At 70.0% G+C, this 21,329-nt stretch carries 22 protein-coding genes; 11 read left to right on the top strand and 11 right to left on the bottom strand.

Translation table 11 applies throughout. From position 1 onward, the window contains the following. The first annotated feature begins 29 nt into the window (after window positions 1–29). Genes QTI20_RS02215 through QTI20_RS02205 form a run of 3 tightly spaced genes read left to right on the top strand, consistent with a single transcriptional unit; the run spans window position 30 to window position 2,472 of the window. On the top strand, window positions 30–749 hold the full coding sequence (locus tag QTI20_RS02215; protein ID WP_286550536.1) for an amino acid ABC transporter permease: 720 nt from the start codon (window positions 30–32) through the stop codon (window positions 747–749). Further along, entirely contained in the window at window positions 746–1,480 is a 735-nt protein-coding gene (locus tag QTI20_RS02210; RefSeq protein ID WP_286550537.1) for an amino acid ABC transporter ATP-binding protein, read from the top strand. The genes QTI20_RS02215 and QTI20_RS02210 overlap by 4 nt, the downstream gene beginning before the upstream one ends. After that, complete coding sequence (locus QTI20_RS02205) at window positions 1,477–2,472, top strand: isopenicillin N synthase family dioxygenase (protein ID WP_286550538.1); 996 nt, start codon at window positions 1,477–1,479, stop codon at window positions 2,470–2,472. The genes QTI20_RS02210 and QTI20_RS02205 overlap by 4 nt, the downstream gene beginning before the upstream one ends. A 13-nt stretch (window positions 2,473–2,485) precedes the next feature. Here QTI20_RS02205 and QTI20_RS02200 read toward each other — a convergent pair whose 3' ends face one another. From QTI20_RS02200 to QTI20_RS02185, 4 genes are all read right to left on the bottom strand, one after another. Beyond that, window positions 2,486–3,178 carry an amino acid ABC transporter permease gene (locus tag QTI20_RS02200; RefSeq protein ID WP_286550539.1) on the bottom strand — a complete coding sequence of 231 codons (693 nt, stop codon included), beginning with the start codon at window positions 3,176–3,178 and terminating at the stop codon, window positions 2,486–2,488. Further along, window positions 3,175–3,837 carry an amino acid ABC transporter permease gene (locus QTI20_RS02195; RefSeq protein ID WP_503011389.1) on the bottom strand — a complete coding sequence of 221 codons (663 nt, stop codon included), beginning with the start codon at window positions 3,835–3,837 and terminating at the stop codon, window positions 3,175–3,177. The genes QTI20_RS02200 and QTI20_RS02195 overlap by 4 nt, the downstream gene beginning before the upstream one ends. Window positions 3,838–3,908: 71 nt before the next feature. Then, a complete protein-coding gene (locus tag QTI20_RS02190; RefSeq protein ID WP_286550541.1) occupies window positions 3,909–4,547 on the bottom strand; it encodes a cysteine dioxygenase family protein in 639 nt (212 codons plus the stop codon). Between the two features lie 5 nt (window positions 4,548–4,552). After that, on the bottom strand, window positions 4,553–5,383 hold the full coding sequence (locus QTI20_RS02185) for a transporter substrate-binding domain-containing protein (protein WP_286550542.1): 831 nt from the start codon (window positions 5,381–5,383) through the stop codon (window positions 4,553–4,555). A 200-nt stretch (window positions 5,384–5,583) separates the two neighbouring features. On the opposite strand from QTI20_RS02185, the gene QTI20_RS02180 reads away from it, so the two are divergent. The 5 genes from QTI20_RS02180 to QTI20_RS02160 all read left to right on the top strand — a co-directional run bounded on the left by QTI20_RS02180 (window position 5,584) and on the right by QTI20_RS02160 (window position 10,578). After that, window positions 5,584–6,555: an aliphatic sulfonate ABC transporter substrate-binding protein gene (locus QTI20_RS02180; RefSeq protein ID WP_286550543.1), complete on the top strand. Its 972-nt coding sequence runs from the start codon at window positions 5,584–5,586 to the stop codon at window positions 6,553–6,555. Further along, on the top strand, window positions 6,552–7,769 hold the full coding sequence (solA, locus tag QTI20_RS02175; protein WP_286550544.1) for an N-methyl-L-tryptophan oxidase: 1,218 nt from the start codon (window positions 6,552–6,554) through the stop codon (window positions 7,767–7,769). Before QTI20_RS02180 ends, solA begins: the two co-directional genes overlap by 4 nt. Before the next feature lie 69 nt (window positions 7,770–7,838). After that, window positions 7,839–8,762, top strand: a complete 924-nt coding sequence (panE, locus tag QTI20_RS02170; RefSeq protein WP_286550545.1) for a 2-dehydropantoate 2-reductase — start codon at window positions 7,839–7,841, stop codon at window positions 8,760–8,762. Between the two features lie 24 nt (window positions 8,763–8,786). Continuing rightward, entirely contained in the window at window positions 8,787–9,116 is a 330-nt protein-coding gene (locus QTI20_RS02165; RefSeq protein ID WP_286550546.1) for a cupin domain-containing protein, read from the top strand. Between the two features lie 259 nt (window positions 9,117–9,375). Then, complete coding sequence (locus QTI20_RS02160) at window positions 9,376–10,578, top strand: MFS transporter (RefSeq protein WP_286550547.1); 1,203 nt, start codon at window positions 9,376–9,378, stop codon at window positions 10,576–10,578. Here the strand turns inward: QTI20_RS02160 and QTI20_RS02155 are convergent. Continuing rightward, entirely contained in the window at window positions 10,575–11,261 is a 687-nt protein-coding gene (locus QTI20_RS02155) for a TetR/AcrR family transcriptional regulator (protein WP_183023056.1), read from the bottom strand. The two genes, QTI20_RS02160 and QTI20_RS02155, sit on opposite strands and share 4 nt — an antisense overlap. 11 nt (window positions 11,262–11,272) lie before the next feature. Continuing rightward, window positions 11,273–12,508: a CaiB/BaiF CoA transferase family protein gene (locus tag QTI20_RS02150; RefSeq protein WP_286550548.1), complete on the bottom strand. Its 1,236-nt coding sequence runs from the start codon at window positions 12,506–12,508 to the stop codon at window positions 11,273–11,275. A gap of 103 nt (window positions 12,509–12,611) precedes the next feature. On the opposite strand from QTI20_RS02150, the gene QTI20_RS02145 reads away from it, so the two are divergent. From QTI20_RS02145 to QTI20_RS02135, 3 genes are read left to right on the top strand one after another with little or no spacing between them, the layout of a single operon-like run. Continuing rightward, complete coding sequence (locus QTI20_RS02145; RefSeq protein ID WP_286550549.1) at window positions 12,612–13,610, top strand: Bug family tripartite tricarboxylate transporter substrate binding protein; 999 nt, start codon at window positions 12,612–12,614, stop codon at window positions 13,608–13,610. Continuing rightward, window positions 13,607–14,383: an enoyl-CoA hydratase/isomerase family protein gene (locus tag QTI20_RS02140; RefSeq protein ID WP_286550550.1), complete on the top strand. Its 777-nt coding sequence runs from the start codon at window positions 13,607–13,609 to the stop codon at window positions 14,381–14,383. Before QTI20_RS02145 ends, QTI20_RS02140 begins: the two co-directional genes overlap by 4 nt. 39 nt (window positions 14,384–14,422) lie before the next feature. Further along, window positions 14,423–15,589 (top strand): acyl-CoA dehydrogenase family protein, encoded by a 1,167-nt coding sequence (locus QTI20_RS02135; RefSeq protein ID WP_183023052.1) that lies wholly within the window; start codon window positions 14,423–14,425, stop codon window positions 15,587–15,589. A 51-nt stretch (window positions 15,590–15,640) separates the two neighbouring features. Here QTI20_RS02135 and QTI20_RS02130 read toward each other — a convergent pair whose 3' ends face one another. The 5 genes from QTI20_RS02130 to QTI20_RS02110 all read right to left on the bottom strand — a co-directional run bounded on the left by QTI20_RS02130 (window position 15,641) and on the right by QTI20_RS02110 (window position 21,310). Then, complete coding sequence (locus QTI20_RS02130; RefSeq protein WP_286550551.1) at window positions 15,641–15,853, bottom strand: hypothetical protein; 213 nt, start codon at window positions 15,851–15,853, stop codon at window positions 15,641–15,643. A gap of 115 nt (window positions 15,854–15,968) precedes the next feature. After that, window positions 15,969–17,180 carry a YeeE/YedE family protein gene (locus tag QTI20_RS02125; protein WP_503011372.1) on the bottom strand — a complete coding sequence of 404 codons (1,212 nt, stop codon included), beginning with the start codon at window positions 17,178–17,180 and terminating at the stop codon, window positions 15,969–15,971. A gap of 124 nt (window positions 17,181–17,304) precedes the next feature. Then, a complete protein-coding gene (locus QTI20_RS02120; RefSeq protein ID WP_286550552.1) occupies window positions 17,305–18,255 on the bottom strand; it encodes a sulfurtransferase in 951 nt (316 codons plus the stop codon). Between the two features lie 131 nt (window positions 18,256–18,386). After that, complete coding sequence (locus tag QTI20_RS02115; RefSeq protein WP_503011390.1) at window positions 18,387–20,276, bottom strand: family 2A encapsulin nanocompartment cargo protein cysteine desulfurase; 1,890 nt, start codon at window positions 20,274–20,276, stop codon at window positions 18,387–18,389. Between the two features lie 101 nt (window positions 20,277–20,377). Further along, window positions 20,378–21,310, bottom strand: coding sequence for a family 2A encapsulin nanocompartment shell protein (locus QTI20_RS02110; RefSeq protein WP_286550553.1), 933 nt, complete (start codon window positions 21,308–21,310; stop codon window positions 20,378–20,380). Between the last annotated feature and the right edge of the window lie 19 nt (window positions 21,311–21,329).

Here is a 21,329-nt window from a genome sequence, read left to right as displayed (position 1 = left end):
CGGCCACGCGATGGCGAGGCGGTTCCCTGATGCTCGAACTCATCCATACTTACTGGCTCTATTTCCTGGTCGGCCAGTACCCCAACGGGCCGCTGGGCGGGCTGGCGCTCACCGTGATCCTCGCGGCGCTGGGCCTGGTGCTGGCGCTGCCGCTGGGCATCGTCTTCGGGCTGGCGCGGGTGAGCCCCTACCGCTGGCTGCGCTGGCCGGTCACGGCGCTGGTCTTCGTGGTGCGCGGCATCCCGCTGCTGATGGTGATCTTCTGGGCCTACTTCTTCCTGCCCAGCGTCACCGGCGTCAAGACCGATCAGTTCACCACCATGCTGATCGCGCTGGTGGTGTTCGATGCGGTCTACCTGGCCGAGATCGTGCGCGCCGGCATCCAGGGCCTGCCCAAGGGCCAGATGGAATGCGCCCGCGCGCTCGGCCTGGGTTACGGCCGCGCGATGCGCCTGGTGGTGCTGCCGCAGGCGCTGCGCAGCATGCTGCCCTCGCTGGTGAACCAGTTCGTCTCGACCATCAAGGAGACCTCGCTGGGCTACATCATCGGGCTGGCCGAGGTGTCCTTCATCGCCACGCAGATCAACACCCAGGTCTTCACCCGGCCGGCCGAGGTCTACGGCATCCTGGGCCTGACCTACTTCATCCTGTGCTTCGGCCTCTCGCGCTTCGCCTACTGGCTGGAACGGCGCCAGACCCGCCGCACCCCCGCGCTCGCCGCGAAGAAGACAAGGAAAATCTCCGCATGATCGAGCTGCAGCAGGTGAACAAGTGGTACGGCAACTACCACGCGCTGGTCGACGTCACCGAGACCATCCCGCAAGGCGAGGTGGTGGTGGTCTGCGGGCCCTCGGGCTCGGGCAAGTCGACGCTGATCCGCACGCTCAACCGGCTCGAGCCGATTCAGTCGGGCCGCATCGTGATCGACGGCCAGGACATCCACGCGAGCGGCACCGACGTCAATGCCTTCCGTTCGCGCATCGGCTTCGTGTTCCAGCAGTTCAACCTGTTCCCGCACCTCACGGTGCTGCAGAACTGCACGCTCGCGCCCTCGCACCTGCTGGGCCTGAGCGCGGCCGCGGCGCAGGAACGCGCGCTCGCGCTGCTCGAGAAGGTCGGGCTGGCGAACAAGGCCCAGGCCTGGCCCAGCGAACTCTCGGGCGGCCAGCAGCAGCGCGTGGCCATCGCGCGTGCGCTGGCCATGGAACCGCCGCTGATGCTGTTCGACGAACCCACCAGCGCGCTCGACCCCGAGATGGTCGGCGAGGTGCTGATCGTGATGCGCGACCTGGCGCGCGAGGGCATGACCATGGTCTGCGTCACGCACGAGATGGGCTTCGCGCGCGAGGTCGCCGACCGCGTGCTGTTCATGGACGAAGGCCGCGTGCTCGAACGCGCCACGCCCGACGACTTCTTCAACCGCCCGCAGCATCCGCGCGCCGCGCAGTTCCTGTCGGACATCCGTTCGCCGTTCAAATGACCACCCTCCCCCTCATCGACGTCTCCGCCCTGGTGGCCGGCACGCCGGACCGCCACACCGCCGCCGCCCGGATCGGCGAGGCCTGCCGCGCGCACGGCTTCTTCTACGCGGTCGGCCACGGCATCGCCCCCGCCCTCACGCAGCGCCTCGAAACGCTGAGCCGCGCCTTCTTCGCGCTCGACGAGCCGACCAAGCTGCGCTGGCGCATGGAACTCGGCGGGTCTGCATGGCGCGGCTACTTCCCGCTGGGCGGCGAATTGACCTCGGGCCGGCCCGACTGGAAGGAGGGGCTGTACCTGGGCAGCGAACTGGGCGCGGACGACCCGCGCGTGCAGGCGCGCCTGCCGGTGCACGGGCCCAACCTGTTCCCGGAGGTCGAGGGTTTCAAGCAGACGCTGCTCGACTACATGGCAGCCGTGACGCAGCTGGGCCATCGGCTCATGGAAGGCATCGCACTGAGCCTGGGACTGGAGGCCGACTACTTCCAGGCGCGCTACACGGCCGACCCGCTGATCCTGTTCCGGCTGTTCAACTACCCCACGCAACCGATCCCCGAGGGCTCGAATGTCGAATGGGGTGTGGGCGAGCACACCGACTACGGCCTGCTCACCGTGCTGCGCCAGGACGACATCGGCGGCCTGCAGGTGCGCACCGCCCAGGGCTGGATCGACGCGACGCCCGTGCCCGACGCCTTCGTGATCAACATCGGCGACATGCTCGACCACATGACCGGCGGCCTCTACCGCTCGACGCCGCACCGCGTGGTGCGCAACACCTCGGGCCGCGACCGCTTGTCCTTCCCGCTGTTCTTCGACCCGAACTTCGAGGCCCGCGTGCACAAGATCGAGGGCCTGCCCGTGCCCGCGGTCGTCGACGACAGCGCCACGCGCTGGGACCAGGCCAACGTGCATGCCTTCCACGGCCGCTACGGTGACTACCTGCTGCAGAAGGTCTCGAAGGTGTTCCCGCAGCTGGTGCAGCAGGTGCTCTGACGCCGCAAGGGCGTCAGGTGCCGCGCTGCGGATCGCGCGGCACCAGCGCCCACACGCCACGCTCGAGCGCGGTGCACAGCAGCCAGTAGAGCGCGCCCACCAGCATGAACAGCTCGGCCGGGTAGACCATGGTGCGCGCGTTGACCTGCGTCGCCACGAAAGAAAGCTCGGCCACGCCCACGATGTACGCCAGCGAACTGTCCTTGACCAGCGTGACCCACTGGTTGATGAACGAGGGCAGCATCATGCGCAGCGCCTGCGGCAGCACGATGTGGCGCAGCGCGCCCCAGCGCCCCATGCCCAGCGACAGCGCCGCGTTCCACTGCCCCGCGGGCACGCCCCGGATGCCCGCATGCACCGCATGCGACAGGTAGGCGCCGCCGACCAGCGAGAGCGCGCACATCACCGACAGCACGCCCGGCACGTCGATGTCCAGCGCGATCGGCAGCAGGAAGTACGTCCAGAAGATCAGCATCAGCACCGGGATCGCGCGGAAGAAACCCAGCACCGTGACCAGCAGGCGGTGCGCGGCGCCGCGGCTCATCGCCAGGGCCACGCCGAAGAGCAGGCCCAGCACGGCCGAGGCGATCGCCGAGCCCGCGCTCAGCAGCACCGTCAGCGCCGCGCCGCCCAGCGGCCCGTTCGGCCAGGCGCCCCAGAGCAGGTACGGCAGGTTGTCGAGCAGGACCGTGATGGCACCGCTCATGTCCTGACCCTCGTGCGCCGCACCGCCCACGCGCTCGTCCACTCGAGCAGCGCGATGGTCGCGATGTAGAACAGCGTCGCGAAGCCGAAGGCCTGGAAGGTCTTGAAGGTGTCGGCCTCGACCTGGCGCGAGGTGTACGACAGTTCGACCAGCCCGACGGCCATGGCAAGCGAGGTGTTCTTCACGATGTTCATGTACTGGCCGAACAGCGGCGCGAGCGCGATGCGCACCGCCTGCGGCAGCACGACGTGGCGCTGCACCTGCGCCGCGCTGAAGCCCATGGCCATGCCCGCATGCAGCTGCGCGGCCGGCACGCCGCGGATGCCGGCGCGGATCTCCTCGCCCACATAGGCCGTGGCGTAGAGCACCAGCCCGACGATGGCGGTGAGGAACTCGAAGGACGGCCAGTGCAGCCGCAGGCCGGCCACGCTCACCTGGTGCCCGGCGTTGAGCCATTCGCGCGCCGCTTCGGGCAAGAGAGAGGGCGCACCGAAATACCAGAAGAAGAGCTGGACCAGCAGCGGCGTGTTGCGGAACAGCGAGACATAGACCGCGGTGGCCCGGCGCAGGCCGGCCCGCGGGCTGCCGCGCGCGGCCGCGAAGACCAGGCCCAGCGCGGTCGAGGCGACGATCACCAGCAGCGAAGACGCGATGGTCATGAGCCAGCCGTCGAGCAACCAGCCGAGGTACTTCGGCGCGAGCAGCTGCTCGCGCGCGCTCTCGAACGCGTTCACGCGAAGGCAGCGTCGGACGAGACGGGCGCCAGCACCTTCGGCTGCGCCGGCTGCGTGACGCAACGGCCCGCCGCCGTGTCGAAGTCCAGTCGCTCGGGCAGCTTCGTCAGGCTGCGGCCATAGAGATGCAGGTGCTTGATCGCACGCTCGCCCTCGATCGCCACGCTGTGGATGTCGCGCGGCCCGAAGGCGATGTGCGCGCCCGGCCCGATGCGCCTCGCACCGGTGGGTTCGAGCGTGGCCGGGCCCGGGCCTTCGCCGCCACCGGTGCGGCGCCACAGGACATTCGGCTCCTCGCCTTCGATGCCCGCCACCACCGCCCAGGTCGAATGGTCGTGCGGCACCGTGCGAAAGCCCGGCGCGGGCCGCCACAGGTAGAGCGCATGCCCGCGGTCGGCCGACTCGGCCAGCAGGTAGAGCGTCTCGCCCGCGGCCTCGACGGGCGCGGGGAAATGCGCATCGGGGAACAGCGCGGGCTCCGCCGCCAGCTGGGCCAGCAAGGCGCCGACGCGCGCGAGAACCGGCGCTGGCGGGTCGGCCTCGGTGCCGACCGAGGCCCGCACCACGGCCATCGTGCGGGCGACCGCGCGCGTCCTGACTTCGGCGATGTCGCCCTCGATGGCCGCAGCACTCATCCGCTTCAGCGCGATGCGACGCGTGGCTCGCCGATCTTCAGCAGGCGCGGCAGCGGCGCCTTGCTGTCGGGGCCGAACCAGGCGTTGTAGATGGCCACGGCGCGGCCGTTCTTCTCGATCTCGGTGAGCCAGCTGTTGAGCGATTCGAGCAGGCGCGTCTCGCCCTTGGGCACGGCCGCGCCCAGGTATTCCTTCGACACCGTGATCGCCGGGATCTCGTACTTTTCCTTGTCGGGCAACTGGCCCCACTGCGCCGTGAGCTTCACGCCGTCGTTGGTGATGGCCTGCACGTTGCCGTTGCGCAGCGCGGCCAGCGCGAAGGGTGAATCGTCGTAGAGCACGACCTTGGCATCGGGGTAGTTGGTGCGCAGGTTGGTCTCCATCGTCGTGCCCTTCTCGGTGCCGATGCGCAGGTCCTTGAGCTGGGCCGCGTCGGTGAGCACGCCCTTCCTGGCGAGGAACTGCTGGCCGACCAGGAAGTACGGCGTGGTGAAGTCCACCACCTTGGCGCGTTCGTCGGTGATGGTGAAGCTGGCGAACACCACGTCGACCTTGCCCGAGGTCAGCAGCGGGATGCGGTTGGCCGGATTGGTCGGCACCAGCTCGATCTTCACGCCCAGGCTCCTGGCGAATTCGTTGGCCAGGTCGATGTCGTGGCCGACCTGCTTCTTGCTCGTGGCGTCGATGTAGCCGAAGGGCGGGTTGCCGTCGAAGGCCGCCACGCGCAGCACGCCGGCCTTGCGGATGTCGTCGAGCTTGTCGGCCCAGGCGCCGGCCGGGAAGGCCAGCGTGCCCAGCAGCGCGAGGCCGCCGAGGATGAATTGTTGGCGCTTCATGCGTCCTCCGTCCTTGTTGGAAAGACGCGACTCTAGGCAGCGCCCGGCAGTGCGGCAACGAAGCGTTTTTTGCTTGCTTATGTGCCCACACTTCAGGCATGAGCAAATGAGAAATGCGTCGTGGCGCGGCGGCCAGGGGCCGCCTACGCTTGTCCCCCTTTTCGCCAACGAGCGCCCCCGCGGTGCACCAGGACCCTCTCATGCATTCGATTCCCCCGCTGCGCCGCCGCGCCTTCCTGCAAGCCGGCGCCGGTGCCGCCGCCGCCATCGCGGCCGGCCCGCCGTTCGCGCAGGCACCCGCCAAGGTGATCCGCATCGGCTACCAGAAGTTCAACACGCTCAACATCCTCAAGGGCACGGGCCAGCTCGAGACGGCGCTGGCGCCCGCGGGCATCCAGGTCGAGTGGCGCGAGTTCCTGGGCGGCAGCCAGCTGGCGGAAGCGCTGTCGGCCAACGCCATCGACTTCGGCCATGCCTCCGACGGCATCGGCGTGTTCCAGCAGGCCAGCGGCAAGGGCCTGGCCTACCTCGCGGCCGAGAGCCCCTACCCCGGCGGCGTGGGCTTCCTGGTGCCCAAGGATTCGCCGATCCGCACGGTGCGCGACCTCAAGGGCAAGAAGGTGGTCACGGGCCGCGGCTACAACACGCAGTACGTGCTGATCAAGGCGCTGCAGGCCGCGGGCCTGAGCTACGAGGACATCGAACCGGTCTACATCCTCACCGCCTCCGACACCGTGGCCGCCTACCAATCGGGCAGCGTGGCGGCCATCGGCCTGTGGGACCCTTTCCTCGCCGGCGCGCAGATCGCGACCGATTCGCGCCTGCTGTTCGACGGCACCGGCCTGAGCGGCAACCGCACCTACCATTTCGCGCAGCCCGGCTACGCACGCGCCAACCAGGAGACGCTCAGGACCGTGTTCGCCGAACTGCGCAAGGCCAACACCTGGGCCCAGGCCAACCCGAAGCAGGTGGTGGACACGCTCGCACCGCAGCTCAAGGTCGAGCCCAAGGTGCTGGCCCTGGCGACCGAGCGCCGGCAGTACGGCGTGGTCGCGCTCACGCCCGAGATCGCGCGCGAGCAGCAGGGCCTGGCCGACGTGTTCGCGCAGCTCAAGCTGATCCCCAAGCCGATCGAGGTCAAGGACGCCTTCCTGAACCTGCCGATCCTGTGAGCACACAGCACAACCATTACGACGTCATCGTCGTCGGCCTCGGCGCCATCGGCGCGGCCACGCTCTACCAGTTGGCGCTGCGTGGCGCGCGCGTGCTGGGCATCGACCAGCACGCCCCGCCGCACGACCAGGGCTCCTCGCATGGCGAGTCGCGCATCACGCGGCTGGCCATCGGCGAAGGCGATGCCTATGTGCCGCTGGTGCGGCGCTCGCATGCCATCTGGCGCGAGCTCGAGGCCAGCACCGGCCGCGCGATCTTCGAGCAGACCGGCGGCCTGATCCTCGCGCCGCGCGACCGCATCGCCGCCCATCACGGCAAGCCCGACTTCGTGCGCCGGACCATCGCGTGCGCCGAGCGCTTCGACATCCGCCACGAGGTGCTCGACGCCGCGGGCATCCGCGCGCGCTACCCGCAGTTCGCATTGCAGGGCGACGAGCTCGGCTATTTCGAACCCGAGGCCGGTTTCGTGCGGCCCGAGCAGGCCATCGCGGCGCAACTCGAGGCCGCGCGCGGCCTGGGCGCCACGCTGCGCACCGGCGAGCGCGTGCAGGCCGTCGAGCCGCTGGGCAACGGCGACACCACCGCCGTGCAGACCGCCAACGCACGCTTCACCGCCGACCGCGTGGTGATCGCCGCCGGCCCGTGGCTGCCGGAATTCCTGGGCCGGCAGGCGCGCGCCGACTGGCACGCCGACTTCGCCGTCTACCGGCAGGTGATGTACTGGTTCGACACCGGCACGGCCGCGCCCGACTTCGCGCCGGACAGGCTGCCCATCTTCATCTGGATGTTCGGCGACGCGCAGGAGGACTACATGTACGGCTTCCCGTCGTCCGACCCGGCGCAGCCCGCGCTCAAGGTCGCGACCGAGCAGTACGCGGCCACCACCTCGCCCGACGCACTGCAGCGCGAGGTCAGCGCCGAGGAAGGCGCCGCGATGTACGCGAGCCGCGTGGCCGGCCGCTTCCCGCAGATCGCCGGCCGCCTGCTCAAGGCCCGCGCCTGCATGTACACCGTGACGCCCGACCGCCACTTCGTGATCGATGCGCTCGACGGCGCACCCGGCGTGCTGATCGCCTCGGCCTGCTCGGGCCACGGCTTCAAGCATTCGGCCGGCGTGGGCGACGCGATCGCCGACCGGCTGCTGGGCCGCGCGGGCGGCATCGACCTCGCGCCCTTTTCGCGCCAGCCTGCAAAGGAGCGAGGCTCGGCGTAGAGTACGCCCCCGGGTGATCGCGGCGGCATCGCCGTCGATCTTTCTCTGTCTGACTCGGGAGTGATAAAGATGAGATTCCTCGTGGTGGGTGCGGGTGCACTCGGTGGTTATTTCGGCGGTCGTTTGCTCGAAGCGGGGCGCGACGTCACCTTCCTGCTGCGGCCTCGGCGCGTGGCGCAGCTCGCCAAGACCGGGCTGGTGATCCAGAGCCCGCAGGGCAACCTGCAGCTGCCGGCACCGAAGCACGTGCTGGCCGACGGCATCGATGGGCCCTATGACGTGATCCTGGTCGGCAGCAAGGCCTACGACCTCGCCTCGACCATGGACTCCTTCGCGCCCGCGGTCGGGCCGAACACCGTGATCCTGCCGCTGCTCAACGGCATGCAGCACATCGACGCCCTGGCCGCGCGCTTCGGCGAGGAGCGCGTGCTGGGTGGCCTGTGCCTGATCTCGGCCACGCTCGACGACGAGGGCCGCGTGCTGCACCTCAACGACACCCACGACCTCAACTACGGCGAACGCGCGGGCGGCCGCTCGGCCCGCGTCGACGCGATCGCGGCCCAGTTCGCGGGCGCGAACTTCGGCAGCAACGCCAGCGAGAACATCCTGCAGGAGATGTGGGAGAAGTGGGTCTTCATCGCTTCGGCCGCGGGCGTCACGACGCTGTTGCGCGCGTCCTTCGGCGAGATCGTGGCCGCGGGCGGCGAAGCCGTGTCGCTGTCGATCTTCGACGAATGCAGCGCCATCGCGGCCCACAACGGCTTCGCGCCCCGCGCGGCGGCCGTGCAGCGCGGCCGTGCCTTCCTCACCATGCCCGGCTCGCCGATCACGGCCTCGATGTACAAGGACATGGCGCGCGGCGCGGCGGTGGAAGCCGACCACATCATCGGCGACCTGCTGCGGCGCAAGGCACCGGGGCAGCCGGCCACGCCGTCGGTGCTGCAGATCGCCTACGTCAACCTCAAGGCCTACGAGGCGCGGCGCGCCGCCTGACCCGAGGCAGGGCCAGCGCCACCCATGACCGCTCCACACGCCGAGCCGACGCACCGGGACCTGGTCGGCCACGCACGGCTGCTGGGCCCGGCGTGGGCCGGCAAGCTGGTGGGGCGACCCGGCGGCGTGGGCCTGAAGCTGTTCAAGGTCGATGCAGCGGGGCTGGCCAGGGAGATGCATCCGGGCTACGACGAAGCCTTGCTGATGCTCGAAGGCGCCATCGACCTGGTCCTCGACGGCGTGCAGGTGCCCCTTCGCGCCGGCGACCTGCAGATCATCCCGGCGGGCCGCTGGCACGAGATCCTGCCGGGCGGTCACGGCAGCTTCTTGCTTGTCGACCCCGAGCCTTGCTGAGCCAGTCCTCGACGCGGTCGGACGTCGATCCTCGGGCAGGCCGGCCCCTGCTTCGAAGAAGCCGTTGTCGCTAGAATCGCCGCTGCAGAAACGACGCTGAGGTCTTCAGCGCGCGACACGCCGTAAGCGTTTACGTCAACCAACGCATCACCAGTGGCACCCGCGGCCGACTGGCGGTGTGCGTTGGTCGCTTCGGTACCCATCTCCCCTCGCCGCTTCGCCCCGCAGGTGCTCTTTGAAATTCAAGGAGCGGCGCTCGATGACGGACGTCCAGGCAAATTCTTCCCTGCGCGAACTGGTCTGGATGACCTTCGCGCTTTTCCTCGGCTACCTGTCGGTCGCGATGTCGATGCCGGCGGTGGCGGTCCATGTGTCGCAGACGCTGGGCATGGGCAACGTCGCGTCCGGCCTGGCCGTGGGCATCGCCTTTCTGTCCACCCTCCTGAGCCGTGGCTGGGCGGGCCGGATGGCCGATGAACGCGGCGGCAAGGTCGCGATGTTCCGGGGCCTGTTCCTCTACGCGGCCGCGTCGCTCCTGTGCTGGGCCTCCGCGCTGCCCGCCCTCGGCCATGGCGCCGGTGCGTACCTGGTGCTGCTGGCGGGGCGCCTGGTGCTGGGCCTGGGCGAGAGCTTCGCGCTGGTCGGCATGCTGGGCTGGGCCATGGCGGCCATGGGCGCGGCGCGCTCGGGCCAGGTCATGGCGCTCGTCGGCACCGGCCTGTACGGCGCCTTCGCGCTGGGCGGCCCGCTCGGGCTCTGGCTGCTGCAGAAGCTCGGCTTCGCCGGCCTGATGGCGGGCAGCATCCTGCTGCCGCTGCTCAGCGGCGCGATGCTGTGGTCCATCGCGCCGGCCCGGTCCGCGCCGGGACGCCGTGCCCCCTTCTCCGATGTGCTGCGGCTGATCTGGAAGCAGGGTGCGGTCGTGGGCCTGCAAGGCGTGGGTTTCGCGGCCCTGGGCGCCTTCTTTCCGCTGTACTTCCTGGCCCATGGCTGGCAGGGCGCAGGCTATGGGCTGACCTGCTTCGGCCTCGGCTTCGTCGCACTGCGGCTGGTGGCGGGCCGCCTGCCCGACCGCATCGGCGGCAACCGGGTCGCGCTGGTGTCGCTGACGGTCGAGGCGCTGGGCCAGGCGCTGCTGTGGCTGACGCCCCATCCCGCGGTGGCCATGGTGGGCGCGCTGCTGACCGGCATGGGGTGCTCGATGGTGTTTCCCGCCATGGGGCTCGAGGCCGTCAAGCGCGTGCCGGCGCACCTGCGCGGCACGGCCATCGGGGGCTTCGCGGCCTTCCAGGACCTGGCGTATGGCGCGACCGGTCCGCTGGCCGGCCTGATGGCCGACCACTTCGGCCATTCCAGCGTGTTCCTGGGGGGCTTCGTCGCGGCGGTCGTCGGGACCGCAATGGCCTGGCGGCTCGGGAAGGACTCTCGCGTCCAGCCCGCCGAGACGCCCGCCGGAGGCTAGGCGGAATGCGCGCCGCGGCGCTCGGCAAGGCCCCAGGCCTCCGGGTCCCGGGCGAAGCTCCGCACGATCATCGCCGACAGCGTCTCGCTCACGGCCGCCAGGTCCACCGTCGCGTTCTTCAGCAGCGACTGCAGCATCACGCCGCGCAAGGCGCCGATGACGATGGCCGCGCAGGTCCCCGGATCGAGGCCCTGGCGCATCTCGCCGGCCGCGATGGCCGCGTGAAAGTGCAGCGCGAGGAAGTCGATCACGCTCTGGTTGTAGCGCGCGAGGCTCTCGCCCGTCTCGGAATCGTCGGTGGTGGCCTCGGCCATGAGCACCAGCAGCGCGCGCGTGTTGGTCCAGCGGCCGTCGGTGCGGCCGAGGTACACGCTGACGAAGGAAAGCAAGGAGGCCATGCCCTCCGCGACCGGCGGGTTGAGCTCGAGCTCGCGCATGAAGTTGTCGTTGATGTGCGATGCCAGCGCGCGCAGCAGCGCGGGCTTGCTGCCGAAGTGGTGCGCGGCCAGGCCCCGGCTGTAGCCCGCGGCTTCGCCCACTTCGGCCAGCGTCATCCCGACCCAGCCCTTGCGCGCCACGATCTCGCGCGCGGCGGCCAGCAGGCGCGCTTCCGCGGACGCGCGGCGCTCGACCTGCGTGCGGCGGGTCGGGCTCGGTTCGGGCGGCTTCGCGGCTGTTTTCATGGACGCGAAGTCTAACGAGGCGGCACCGGCTCCTTCACGATGCCGGCGCTGCGCAGATGCTCGATCCGGCCTGCGTCGTAACCGAGTTCGGCCAGGATCTCGCCCGAATGCTGTCCCAGCAGCGGCGCACCGCTGCGGATCTGCGCGGGCGTGGCCCCGAACAGGGTCGCGGGCCGCGTGGCCAGCAGCGCGCCCTCCGAGGGATGGTCCATTGCCTGGAACATGCCGACCGCCTTGAGGTGCGGGTGTTCGGGCAGTTCGTCGATCTGCCAGATCTGCGTGGCCGGGATGTCGAGCTCGTCGCAGATCGCGACCCACTCGGCGCTGGAGCGCGTCGGCGTCAGGCCGTTGAGCTCGCGGTAGAGATCGCGCACCGCCGCATTGAGCTTGTGCCGGTCGGACAGGTCGTAGGCGCGCGCGAGATCTTCGCGCCCCACGCGCCGGAACAGCGCGAGCCATTGCTGAGGGCTGTAGGGCAGCATCGCGATGTAGCCGTCCGAGGTCGGCGCCGGCTTGCGCCCGCCGCTGACCACGCGGCCGTAGCCCGCCGGCGCGGTCGGGGGCTCGAAGGCCAGGCCGCCCATGTGCTCGGTCATGGTGAACTCGACCATGGTCTCCAGCATCGGCACCTCGACGTACTGGCCGGCGCCCGAGCGCTCGCGATGGAACAGCGCCGCGAGGATCGCGTTGACGGTCACGATCCCCGTGGTCTTGTCGGCCATCAAGGTCGGCACGTAGTCGGCCGTGCCGGTCGATTGCCACATCAGGCCGGCGATGCCGCTGGCCGCCTGGATGATGTCGTCGAAGGCCGGCTTGGCGCGGTGCGGGCCCGACTGGCCGAAGCCGGTGGCCGCGCAGTAGACGATGTCGGGGCACACCGCCCGCAGCGCCTCGTAGCCCAGCCCCAGGCGCTCGATCGCCGGCACGCGCATGTTGTGCACGAAGACGTCGGTCTCGGCCGCGAGCGCGAGCAGGATCTGCCGTCCTTCTGCAGTCTTGAGGTCGACAGCGAGCGAGCGCTTGTTGCGGTTGATCGCGAGGAAGATCGAGCTCATGCCGGCATGGCGCGACACGCCGTTGGCCCGCATCAGGTCGCCCTCGATCGGCTCGACCTTGATCACGTCCGCGCCGTAGTCGCCGAGGATCTGCGTGGCCACCGGCCCGAGCACGACCGAAGTGAGGTCCAGCACGCGGATGCCCTGGAGCGGCCCGGTGGCCGCGGATGAAGTGCTTGTCTGTGTCTCCATGGAATGTTCTCTGCTGATGCGATGGAAGCCATCGTAACTACTTACTTGCTAGTCAACAAGCAAGTTTATAGAATCCGCCACACACCTACAGGAGACATCCCTCATGAACCCCTTGTCGAGGACGCTGAGCGCCGCGGCGCTGACCGCCACCCTGGCCCTCGCCGCAGCGCCGTTCGCCCAAGCGCAGCAGCCAGCGGCGGCGGCCACGGACTATCCGAGCAAGCCGATCCGTTTCGTCGTGCCCTTCCCGCCCGGCTCGGGCACCGATGTCGGCGCGCGCTTCTTCGCACGCAAGCTGGGCGAACTGACGGGCCAGCCCGTGATCGTCGACAACCGCGCGGGCGCCAACGGCTTCATCGCGGTCAAGGCCGTGACCTCCGCCCCCGCCGACGGCTACACGCTGCTCATGGGCAGCAACTCGACGCTGGCCACCAACGTGGCGCTGTTCAAGCAGCTGCCCTACGACCCGGTGAAGGACCTGGCGCCGGTCTCGACGCTGATGCGCTCGCCCATCGTGCTCATCGTGCCGGCCCAATCGCCCTACAAGACGCTGAAGGACCTGATCGACGCGGCCCGCGCCAAGCCCGGCCAGACCACCTTCGCCTCGGGCTCGGCCGCCTACCAGCTGATGGGCGAACTGTTCTCCGAGAAGGCCGGCATCAAGCTGCTCAACGTGCCCTACAAGGGCGCGCCCGAGGCGGTGAATGCCACCATCTCCGCGCAGACCGACCTGGGCTTCGCCGACATCACGGCCACCATGGAGCTGCTGCGCGGCGGCAAGCTTCGCGCGCTGGCCATCGCGGCCGATCAGCGCCTGCCCGGACTGGCCGACGTGCCCACCGCGCGGGAACAGGGCCTCGCAGGCTTCAGCGGCGACACCTGGACCGGCGTCGCGGCGCCCGCGAACACCCCGAAGCCGGTGGTCGACAAGCTGTCGGAACTGTTCGTGAAGATCCTCGCCATGCCCGAGACCATCGAGTTCTACGCCAAGCAGAACGTGGTCGTGATGAAGGGCGGCCAGGACGAACTGCGCAGCTTCCAGCGCGAGCAGATCGAGGTCTGGAAACGCATCGCAAGCTCCGCAAAGATCGAACTCCAATGAACGCCTCCTCCCCCTCCCCCCTCGCACAAAGCCGCGACGGCCACGTCGTCACGCTGACGCTGTGCCGTCCGCCCCACAACTTCGTCGACGCGCAGGCCATGCGCGAACTCGCCGACACCCTGGCCATGCTCGACGGCGATGCGGGCTGCCGCGCCATCGTGCTCGCGGCCGAGGGCAAGTCCTTCTGCGCCGGCGCCGACTTCTCCAGTGTGCCGGGGGGCGGCGAGGCCATGGACCCCGCCGACTTCTATGCGCACGCGCTGCGGCTGTTCGACAACCGCAAGCCGGTCGTCGCGGCGGTCCACGGGGCGGCCGTGGGTGCCGGCGTCGGGCTGGCACTGACGGCCGACTTCCGCGTGACCTGCGAGGCGGCGCGCTTCAGCGTCAATTTCAACCGGCTGGGTTTCCATCCGGGCTTCGGGCTGAGCCACACCTTGCCGCGCCTGATCGGCGCCCAACGGGCAGCGATGCTGTTCTACACCGGCCGCCGCATCGACGGCCGCGAGGCGCTCGCCATCGGCCTCGCCGACGAACTGGTGGCGGCCGACGAGGTGCTGGCACGGGCCCGGGCGCTGGCGGCGCAGATCGCCGAGTCGGCCCCGCTCGCGGTGCAGAGCACCCGCGCCACCTTGCGGGCCAACCTGGCGCAGGAGGTGCGTGCCATCAACCGGCGCGAACTGGCCGAGCAGCAGCTGCAGTTCCGCAGCGAGGACTTTCGCGAAGGCGTGCAGGCGATGGCCGAGCGCCGCACGCCGCGCTTCAACGGCCGCTGAGCCTGTCGGCCGTTTCCCTGGAAATTTTGGAGTGATGGAATGATTTTCGAACTCGATCCCGAGCATCAGACGCTCAAGGACCTGGTGGCCAGCTTCGTGCGCGAAGACCTGCTGCCGCTGGAGGCGGCGCTGTTGAAGCGCGAGGCGGCCGGCGCGCCGTGGGAGCTGTCGCCGCAGGAGCACGCCACGCTGGATGCCGTGTCCAAGGCGCGCGGGCTGTGGGGCCTCGACGCACCGGCCGAGATGGAAGGCCTCGACCTGCCGGTGGTCGCGATGGTCGGGGTGAACGAGGAGTTCGGCAAGACCATCACCCCCTACGAGCTGCCGCCGGACTCGCCCAACCTGCGCATGCTGCTCACGGCCGCCAACGACGAACAGCGCGCCGCGTACCTCGCGCCCTACGCGCGCGGCGAGACGGTCTCGGCCATCGCGATCTCCGAACCCGGCGCGGGCGCCGATCCCTCGGCCATGTCGACCCGCGCGGTGCGCGACGGCGACGACTGGGTCCTCAACGGCCGCAAGATCTGGATCAGCCGCGCCATGCGCGCGGACTGGACCATCGTGATGGCCGTGACGGACCGGGACAAAGGCGGGCGCGGTGGCATCTCGGCCTTCATCGTCGACAAGGACACGCCGGGCTTCAAGGTCGAGCGCCGCATTCCCATGATCGGCGGTGTCTCGACCTACGAGGTGCTGTTCGAGGACTGCCGGGTGCCGCATTCACGGCTGCTCGGGCCGGAAGGCCAGGGCTTCGCGCCCATGCAGGCGCGGCTGTCGAGCCGCCGGCTGCAGATGGCGGCCTGGTGCATCGGCCGCGCCCAGCGCGCGCTCGACATGATGTGCGAGTACGCGCCGCAGCGCCGCACCTTCGGCGCGTCGCTCGCCGAACGCCAGACCGTGCAATGGTGGGTCGCCGACGCGGCGACGCGCATCCATGCCTGCCGGCTCATGACCTACGAAGCCGCCGCACGCATCGACCGTGGCGACGAGGCACGCACGCAGGTGTCGATGGTCAAGGTGTTCGCCACCGAGATGGCCTGGGAGGTGATCGACCACGCCATGCAGATGTTCGGCGCGATGGGCATGACCAAGGAAATGCCGCTGCAGCAGATGGCCAACGAGGCGCGCCTGATGCGCATCTACGAGGGGCCGACCGAGGTGCATCGCTGGGTGGTGGCGCGCGAACTGCTGGGCCTGCGGCGCTGAGTCGCGCCTTGCCGGCGCGCGCATGGCGCCCGCACGAGGGGGATGTTGCCCCTACCAGGAATGCGCCAACGCCACCCCCACCGGCATCCTGCGCGCCGCCGCGGCCTGCACACGCCGCAAGGCACGCAGGGGCACGTAGCCGTGCGGCGCACGCCGGGCCTCGGCCTGCTCGGACAGCGGCGCCACGCGCCAGGCCTGGCGCGTCACGCCGATCACGCGTCGCGCCTGGTCGACCGGGGAAACGGGGGGGTGCTGTGTGGTCATCGGTTTCTCTCTTCAATGGCTTGCGCCGTGCTCGATTCTGCGAGGCGCGGCGAGCAAACCAAAGACCGATTGCGCATGAGGAATCTCGCTGCGCGCAGACCCTCTCCCTGCTCTTTCAGAGACTCCAGCGCAGGCGCAGTCCGGCCCACACCGCGAACAGCACCGCGGCGCCGAAGACCCAGCCCGAGAGCGCGCCGGCCATGGTGCCCGAGAGCAGGTTGCCCACGGTGCAGCCCAGCCCCGTCATTGCGCCCCAGCCCAGCAGCAGGCCGCCGCCCAGGCCGCGCACGGCCTGGCGCAGGCTGGGAACGCGTGGCGTGAACTGGCCGCTGGCCAGCGCCGCCGCCAGCGCGCCGGCCACGATGCCTGCGATGAGCAGGGCGTTGGGTGTCTGCCAGAAATGCTCGAGCACGGCCGCCACGCAGCCGCCAAAGGTGTCGAGGCCTTCGAGCCGCTGCGGCACCAGGCCTCGATGCTCGCCGACCGTGCGCGCGGCACTGCCCAGTGCCGCGGTCACGCCCAGGGGTCGCAGGCGCAGCACCACGATCACCGCGAGGGCGCCGACCGCGACACCGCCCCACACCGCCGGCCAGCGGCCGATGAAGGCCCGGCGCAGGGCCGCGCCGAAGCTGGCGGCGCGCGGCAAGGACGCGCCCTCGGCCGGCAGGCGCCGCCACAGCAGCGCGGCGATCGCGGCCAGCAGGCCCAGTTGCACCGCGGCCGATCCGGCATAGCCCAGGTGATGCGGCAACCAGACCACGGGGGCCGTCGCGATGGTCGCGCTGTAGAGCGTGTTCCAGCTGTTGAAGCCCAGCACGAAGCCGGCCGCGGAGCCGATGAGTGCGAAGGGCGCGGTGGGCGAGCCCTCGCCCAGCCGGTACCAGTGGGCGCTGATGCACGAGCCCGACACCACCATGCCCAGGCCGAAGGCCAGGCCGGCCAGGACCAGCGCCCAGCTCACCGGGCCGATGTGGGCATCGGGCGGCAGCCGCCCCGGCACGGGCACGGGCAGCCAGCCGGTCATGACCACATGCATGCCCAATGTGCCGACCGCCAGCGCCGCGACGATGGCCAGCAGGCCGCGCGCATCGCCGCGCTCGAAGTAGTCGCGCGCATGGCAGTAGAAGCAGAAGCGCGAGCGCTGCAGCACCACGCCCAGCAGCGCGCCCAGGCCGACCGCGAAGGCCAGTGCACGGCCACCGTTGCGTTCGCCCAGGGCCTGCACGCCGGCCATGGTCAGCAGCACGACCAGTGCGGCGGCGATCCATGCCACGCGGCCGGGCCCCGCGGGCGCATCGGCCACCGGAATCTGCGCTGTCGTCGTCATCGTCGAACCCACTCCTCACGAAAAAAGGGCGGACCCAAGGCCCGCCCGAACGTCGTTACCACACGACGAGGAGACAACGAGTTGTCCCCACCCAAAGAAAGAAGAAAAGAAAGAAGAACGGTGCCTACTTCGACGCCCAGACCGTGCCGCTGGGGTTGCTCACCGGCACGCCCACGGCATTGCCGTACTCGGTCCACGAGCCGTCGTAGTTGCGCACGTTCTGGTAGCCCAGGATCTTGGTCAGCGCGAACCAGGTGTGGCTCGAGCGTTCGCCGATGCGGCAGTAGGTGATGACGGGCTTGCTGCCGTCGATGCCGGCGGCCGCATAGAGCGCCTTGAGTTCGGCGGCCGACTTGAAGGTGCCGTCCTCGTTGACCGCGCGGCCCCAGGGCACGTTGGCCGCGCCCGGGATGTGGCCGGCGCGCACCGCGAGCTCGGCCGCGCCCGGCGGCGCGAAGATCTTGCCGGTGTACTCGTCGGCCGAGCGGATGTCGACCAGCCTGGCGTCGGTCTTGCCCTCGGCCACGCCCAGCACGTCGGCGAGGCGCGCACGCAGTTCGGGATGCGGGCGCGTGACCTTGTAGCGCGTGGCCACGACTTCCGGTGCGCGGTTCTCGAGCACGCGGCCTTCGGCTTCCCACTTCTTGCGGCCGCCGTCGAGCAGCTTGACGTTGCGCACGCCGTACTGCTCGAACACCCAGGCGCCCCAGGCCGCGAACCAGTTGTTGTTGTCGCCGTAGAGCACCACGGTGCTGTCGTTGTCGACGCCCGCGGCCGACAGCAGCTTCTCGAAATCGGCCTGGCTCACGATGTCGCGGCGCACGCGGTCGTTGAGGTCGGCATGCCACGAGAAGTTGACCGCGCCCGGCACATGGCCGCGCTCGTAGAGGCCCGGGTTCACGCTGACCTCGATCACGCGCAGCTTGGGGTTCTTGAGGTTCCTGTCGAGCCATTCGGTGGACACCAGCGGACCACTGCCGTCGGCCGAGGCCTGCGCGAAGGCGGCCGGGGCCGCCGCGGTGAAGGTCAGGGTGGCGAGGGTGGCGGCATGCCACCATTTGCGAAGGATCGACATTCGGTCTCCTGTGTTGAAACTGAAACCGACTGTACGAAGCCGACGCCCGAAACCCAACGACGCAAATCCGATATGCGCATGCCGAAAACGTCTACCCGCATGGCGCCGCGCGACGCCATGCGGGCCGGCGTTCAACCTGCGCGCCGCTGCCCCGCGAGCTTGCGCACCACCGCCACCAGGCGATCGATCTCGTCGAAGGTGTTGTAGAAGGCCAGCGAGGGCCGCACCGTGGTCTCGACGCCGAAGCGCCGCAGGATCGGCTGCGCGCAGTGGTGGCCGGTGCGCACCGCGATGCCCTCGTCGTTGAGCGCATGGCCCACTTCCTCGGTGCTGTAGCCGTCGAGCACGAAGGACATCACGCTGGCCTTGTCGGCCGCGGTGCCGATCAGCCGCACGCCGGGGATGGTGCGCAGCTGCGCCATGCCGTAGACCAGCAGCTCGTGCTCGTAGCGCGCGATGTTCTCGATGCCGACCTGGTTCACGTAGTCGATCGCCGCGCCCAGGCCCACCGCGTCGGCGATGTTGCCGGTGCCGGCCTCGAACTTGTTCGGGATCGGCTGGAACACCGTCTTCTCGAAGGTCACGTCGGCGATCATGTTGCCGCCGCCCTGCCACGGGGGCATGTCCTCGAGCACCTCGCGCTTGCCCCAGACCACGCCGATGCCGGTGGGCCCGAACACCTTGTGCCCGGAGAAGACGAAGAAGTCGGCGTCGAGGTCCTGCACGTCCACCCGCATGTGCGAGACCGACTGCGCGCCGTCGACCAGCGCCTTCGCGCCCGCGCGGTGCGCCAGCGCGACGATCTCCTTCACCGGCACCACCGTGCCCAGCGCGTTCGAGACCTGCGTCACGGCCACGATTTTGGTGCGGTCGCTGAGCAGCTTGCGGTACTCGTCGAGCAGCACCTGGCCCGAGTCGTCGACCGGGATCACGCGCAGCTTCGCGCCCTTGACAGAGGCCAGCTGCTGCCAGGGCACGATGTTGGCGTGGTGCTCGAGGTTCGAGACGATGATCTCGTCGCCCTCGCCCACGTGCTGCGCGCCCCAACTCTTGGCGACCAGGTTGATCGCCTCGGTGGTGCCGCGCACGAAGATCACCTCGTTCACGTCGGGCGCGTTGAGGAACTTGCGCACCCGCTCGCGCGCGCCTTCGTAGGCATCGGTCGCGCGCGCCGCGAGCTCGTGCGCCGCGCGGTGGATGTTCGAGTTCTCGTGGGCGTAGAAGTAGGCGATGCGGTCGATCACCGACTGCGGCTTGTGCGTGGTGGCGGCGTTGTCGAACCACACCAGCGGCCGGCCGTTCACGCGCTCCTGCAGCACCGGGAAGTCGCGCCGCACCGCATGCACGTCGAAGGGCTGGCGCTGGCCCTGCGCGACCGAGGGCACGTCGCCGTGCGGCGCGGGCTTGGCCGGTGTGACGTAGCCGCTGGTCAGGCGCACCGAATCGACGAAGTAGTACTGGGGTTGGCCGCTGCCCGATTGCCCCTCCGGGGAGAGGGCCGGGAGCGAGCCTGCATCCCGGTTCTTCGGAAAGCCCTCACCCCCGCCCTCTCCCGCGAGCGGGAGAGGGGGCAGGACCTGCAGGGGCGGTGACGCCGCGGGCACGGCACCGGCCGACGGGTGGCCATGGCTGCCGTTCAGGAAATAGAACGGGGACGCCGCCGCCGACGGCTGTGCACTGCCCAGCGCCGCATGGCCTTCGGGTACGCCCAGCACCGCGCTGCCCAGCCGCGGCTCGTAGGCCGGCAAGGCGCTGTGGAAGGCGTCCGGCGCGCCGTTGCCGGCCACCGCGTGCGGCAGCAGCGAGGGCGCGCGGTGGGCCAGCGAGGGCAGCTGCGTGGGCGAGCCCGGCAGCAGGTTGGTGCCCGGCACCTGCCCCTGCGGGATCGGCGTGCCCGGCACGCTGGGGCCGAAGCCGGCCGGGCTCACCAGCGGCGAGCCCGCGGGTGCGAGCTGCGACGGCGCCTGCACGCCCGGCGGCGTCGCCTGGCCCGGCAGGGCCGCGAACAGCTGGCTCGCCATGCGCGCCAGCACGGCCGGATCGAAGGGCGCCTCGGGCTGCGGTGGAAGCTGCGGCAGCGGCGACAGGCCCGGTGGAGAAAGTGACGTGCTCACGGCGCGCCTTACTTGTAGGTGTCGGGATAGTCGTGGTACTTGCCGATCTCGACGTCGTCGAGCACGGCCAGCGCGTCGGTGGTCAGCACCGCGACCGAGCAGTACAGCGAGATCAGGTACGACGCGATCGCATGGTTGTTGATGCCCATGAAGCGCACCGACAGGCCCGGGCTCTGTTCACCGGTCAGGCCCGGCTGGAACAGGCCGACCACGCCCTGGCGCTTGTCGCCCACGCGCAGCAGCAGGATCTTGCTCTTGCCGTCGGCCACCGGCACCTTGTTCGACGGGATCAGCGGGATGCCGCGCCAGGTGATGAACTGCGAACCGAACAGGCTCACGGTCGGCGGCGGCGTGCCGCGGCGCGTGGCTTCGCGGCCGAAGGCGGCGATGGCCAGCGGGTGGGTGAGGAAGAAGGCCGGCTCCTTCCAGACCTTGGTCAGCAGCTCGTCGAGGTCGTCGGGCGTGGGCGCGCCGGTCAGCGGGAAGATGCGCTGCTCCTCGGTCACCTGCGACAGCAGGCCGTAGTCGGGGTTGTTGATCAGCTCGCTTTCCTGGTTCTCCTTGATCGTCTCGATCGTCAGGCGCAGCTGTTCCTTGATCTGGTCGTGCGGGCTGCTGTACAGGTCGGAGATGCGGGTGTGCACGTCCAGCACGGTGCTCACGGCGTTGAGGTTGTACTCGCGCGGATGCTCTTCGTAGTCGACCCAGGTGCGCGGCAGCTGGTTCTCGTCCTCGCGCGAGGTGCAGACGACCTTGATCGACTCGGGGTTCCTGACCTTGTTGAGGCGGTAGGTGCCGGCCTCGACGGGGACCCACTGCAACAGGTGGGTGAGCCAGCGCGGGCTGATGGTCTCGAGCTGGGGAACGCTCTTGGTGGCATTGGCGAGCTGGCGTGCGGCATTGTCGCCAAGGGCGGTGGTTCCACCCACTGTTGCGGTCATAAGGACTCCGTTGATCGAT

The organism is Variovorax sp. J2P1-31 (genome assembly GCF_030317215.1).
Taxonomy (GTDB): domain Bacteria; phylum Pseudomonadota; class Gammaproteobacteria; order Burkholderiales; family Burkholderiaceae_C; genus Variovorax.
The sequence above is the reverse complement of the archived record's forward strand: the minus strand, read 5'-3'. Positions and strand labels throughout refer to the sequence as shown.

Coding starts and splice junctions, on each gene's coding strand:
- QTI20_RS02190 (WP_286550541.1), bottom strand. CDS start 4,547: ATGAGTGCTGCGGCCATCGAGGGCGACATCGCCGAAGTCAGGACGCGC.
- QTI20_RS02150 (WP_286550548.1), bottom strand. CDS start 12,508: ATGGAGACACAGACAAGCACTTCATCCGCGGCCACCGGGCCGCTCCAG.
- QTI20_RS02130 (WP_286550551.1), bottom strand. CDS start 15,853: ATGACCACACAGCACCCCCCCGTTTCCCCGGTCGACCAGGCGCGACGC.
- QTI20_RS02155 (WP_183023056.1), bottom strand. CDS start 11,261: ATGAAAACAGCCGCGAAGCCGCCCGAACCGAGCCCGACCCGCCGCACG.
- QTI20_RS02145 (WP_286550549.1), top strand. CDS start 12,612: ATGAACCCCTTGTCGAGGACGCTGAGCGCCGCGGCGCTGACCGCCACC.
- QTI20_RS02195 (WP_503011389.1), bottom strand. CDS start 3,837: ATGACCATCGCGTCTTCGCTGCTGGTGATCGTCGCCTCGACCGCGCTG.
- QTI20_RS02180 (WP_286550543.1), top strand. CDS start 5,584: ATGCATTCGATTCCCCCGCTGCGCCGCCGCGCCTTCCTGCAAGCCGGC.
- QTI20_RS02215 (WP_286550536.1), top strand. CDS start 30: ATGCTCGAACTCATCCATACTTACTGGCTCTATTTCCTGGTCGGCCAG.
- QTI20_RS02120 (WP_286550552.1), bottom strand. CDS start 18,255: ATGTCGATCCTTCGCAAATGGTGGCATGCCGCCACCCTCGCCACCCTG.
- QTI20_RS02160 (WP_286550547.1), top strand. CDS start 9,376: ATGACGGACGTCCAGGCAAATTCTTCCCTGCGCGAACTGGTCTGGATG.
- QTI20_RS02125 (WP_503011372.1), bottom strand. CDS start 17,180: ATGACGACGACAGCGCAGATTCCGGTGGCCGATGCGCCCGCGGGGCCC.
- QTI20_RS02210 (WP_286550537.1), top strand. CDS start 746: ATGATCGAGCTGCAGCAGGTGAACAAGTGGTACGGCAACTACCACGCG.
- QTI20_RS02205 (WP_286550538.1), top strand. CDS start 1,477: ATGACCACCCTCCCCCTCATCGACGTCTCCGCCCTGGTGGCCGGCACG.
- QTI20_RS02135 (WP_183023052.1), top strand. CDS start 14,423: ATGATTTTCGAACTCGATCCCGAGCATCAGACGCTCAAGGACCTGGTG.
- QTI20_RS02115 (WP_503011390.1), bottom strand. CDS start 20,276: ATGGCGAGCCAGCTGTTCGCGGCCCTGCCGGGCCAGGCGACGCCGCCG.
- QTI20_RS02185 (WP_286550542.1), bottom strand. CDS start 5,383: ATGAAGCGCCAACAATTCATCCTCGGCGGCCTCGCGCTGCTGGGCACG.
- QTI20_RS02110 (WP_286550553.1), bottom strand. CDS start 21,310: ATGACCGCAACAGTGGGTGGAACCACCGCCCTTGGCGACAATGCCGCA.
- QTI20_RS02200 (WP_286550539.1), bottom strand. CDS start 3,178: ATGAGCGGTGCCATCACGGTCCTGCTCGACAACCTGCCGTACCTGCTC.
- QTI20_RS02165 (WP_286550546.1), top strand. CDS start 8,787: ATGACCGCTCCACACGCCGAGCCGACGCACCGGGACCTGGTCGGCCAC.
- panE (WP_286550545.1), top strand. CDS start 7,839: ATGAGATTCCTCGTGGTGGGTGCGGGTGCACTCGGTGGTTATTTCGGC.
- QTI20_RS02140 (WP_286550550.1), top strand. CDS start 13,607: ATGAACGCCTCCTCCCCCTCCCCCCTCGCACAAAGCCGCGACGGCCAC.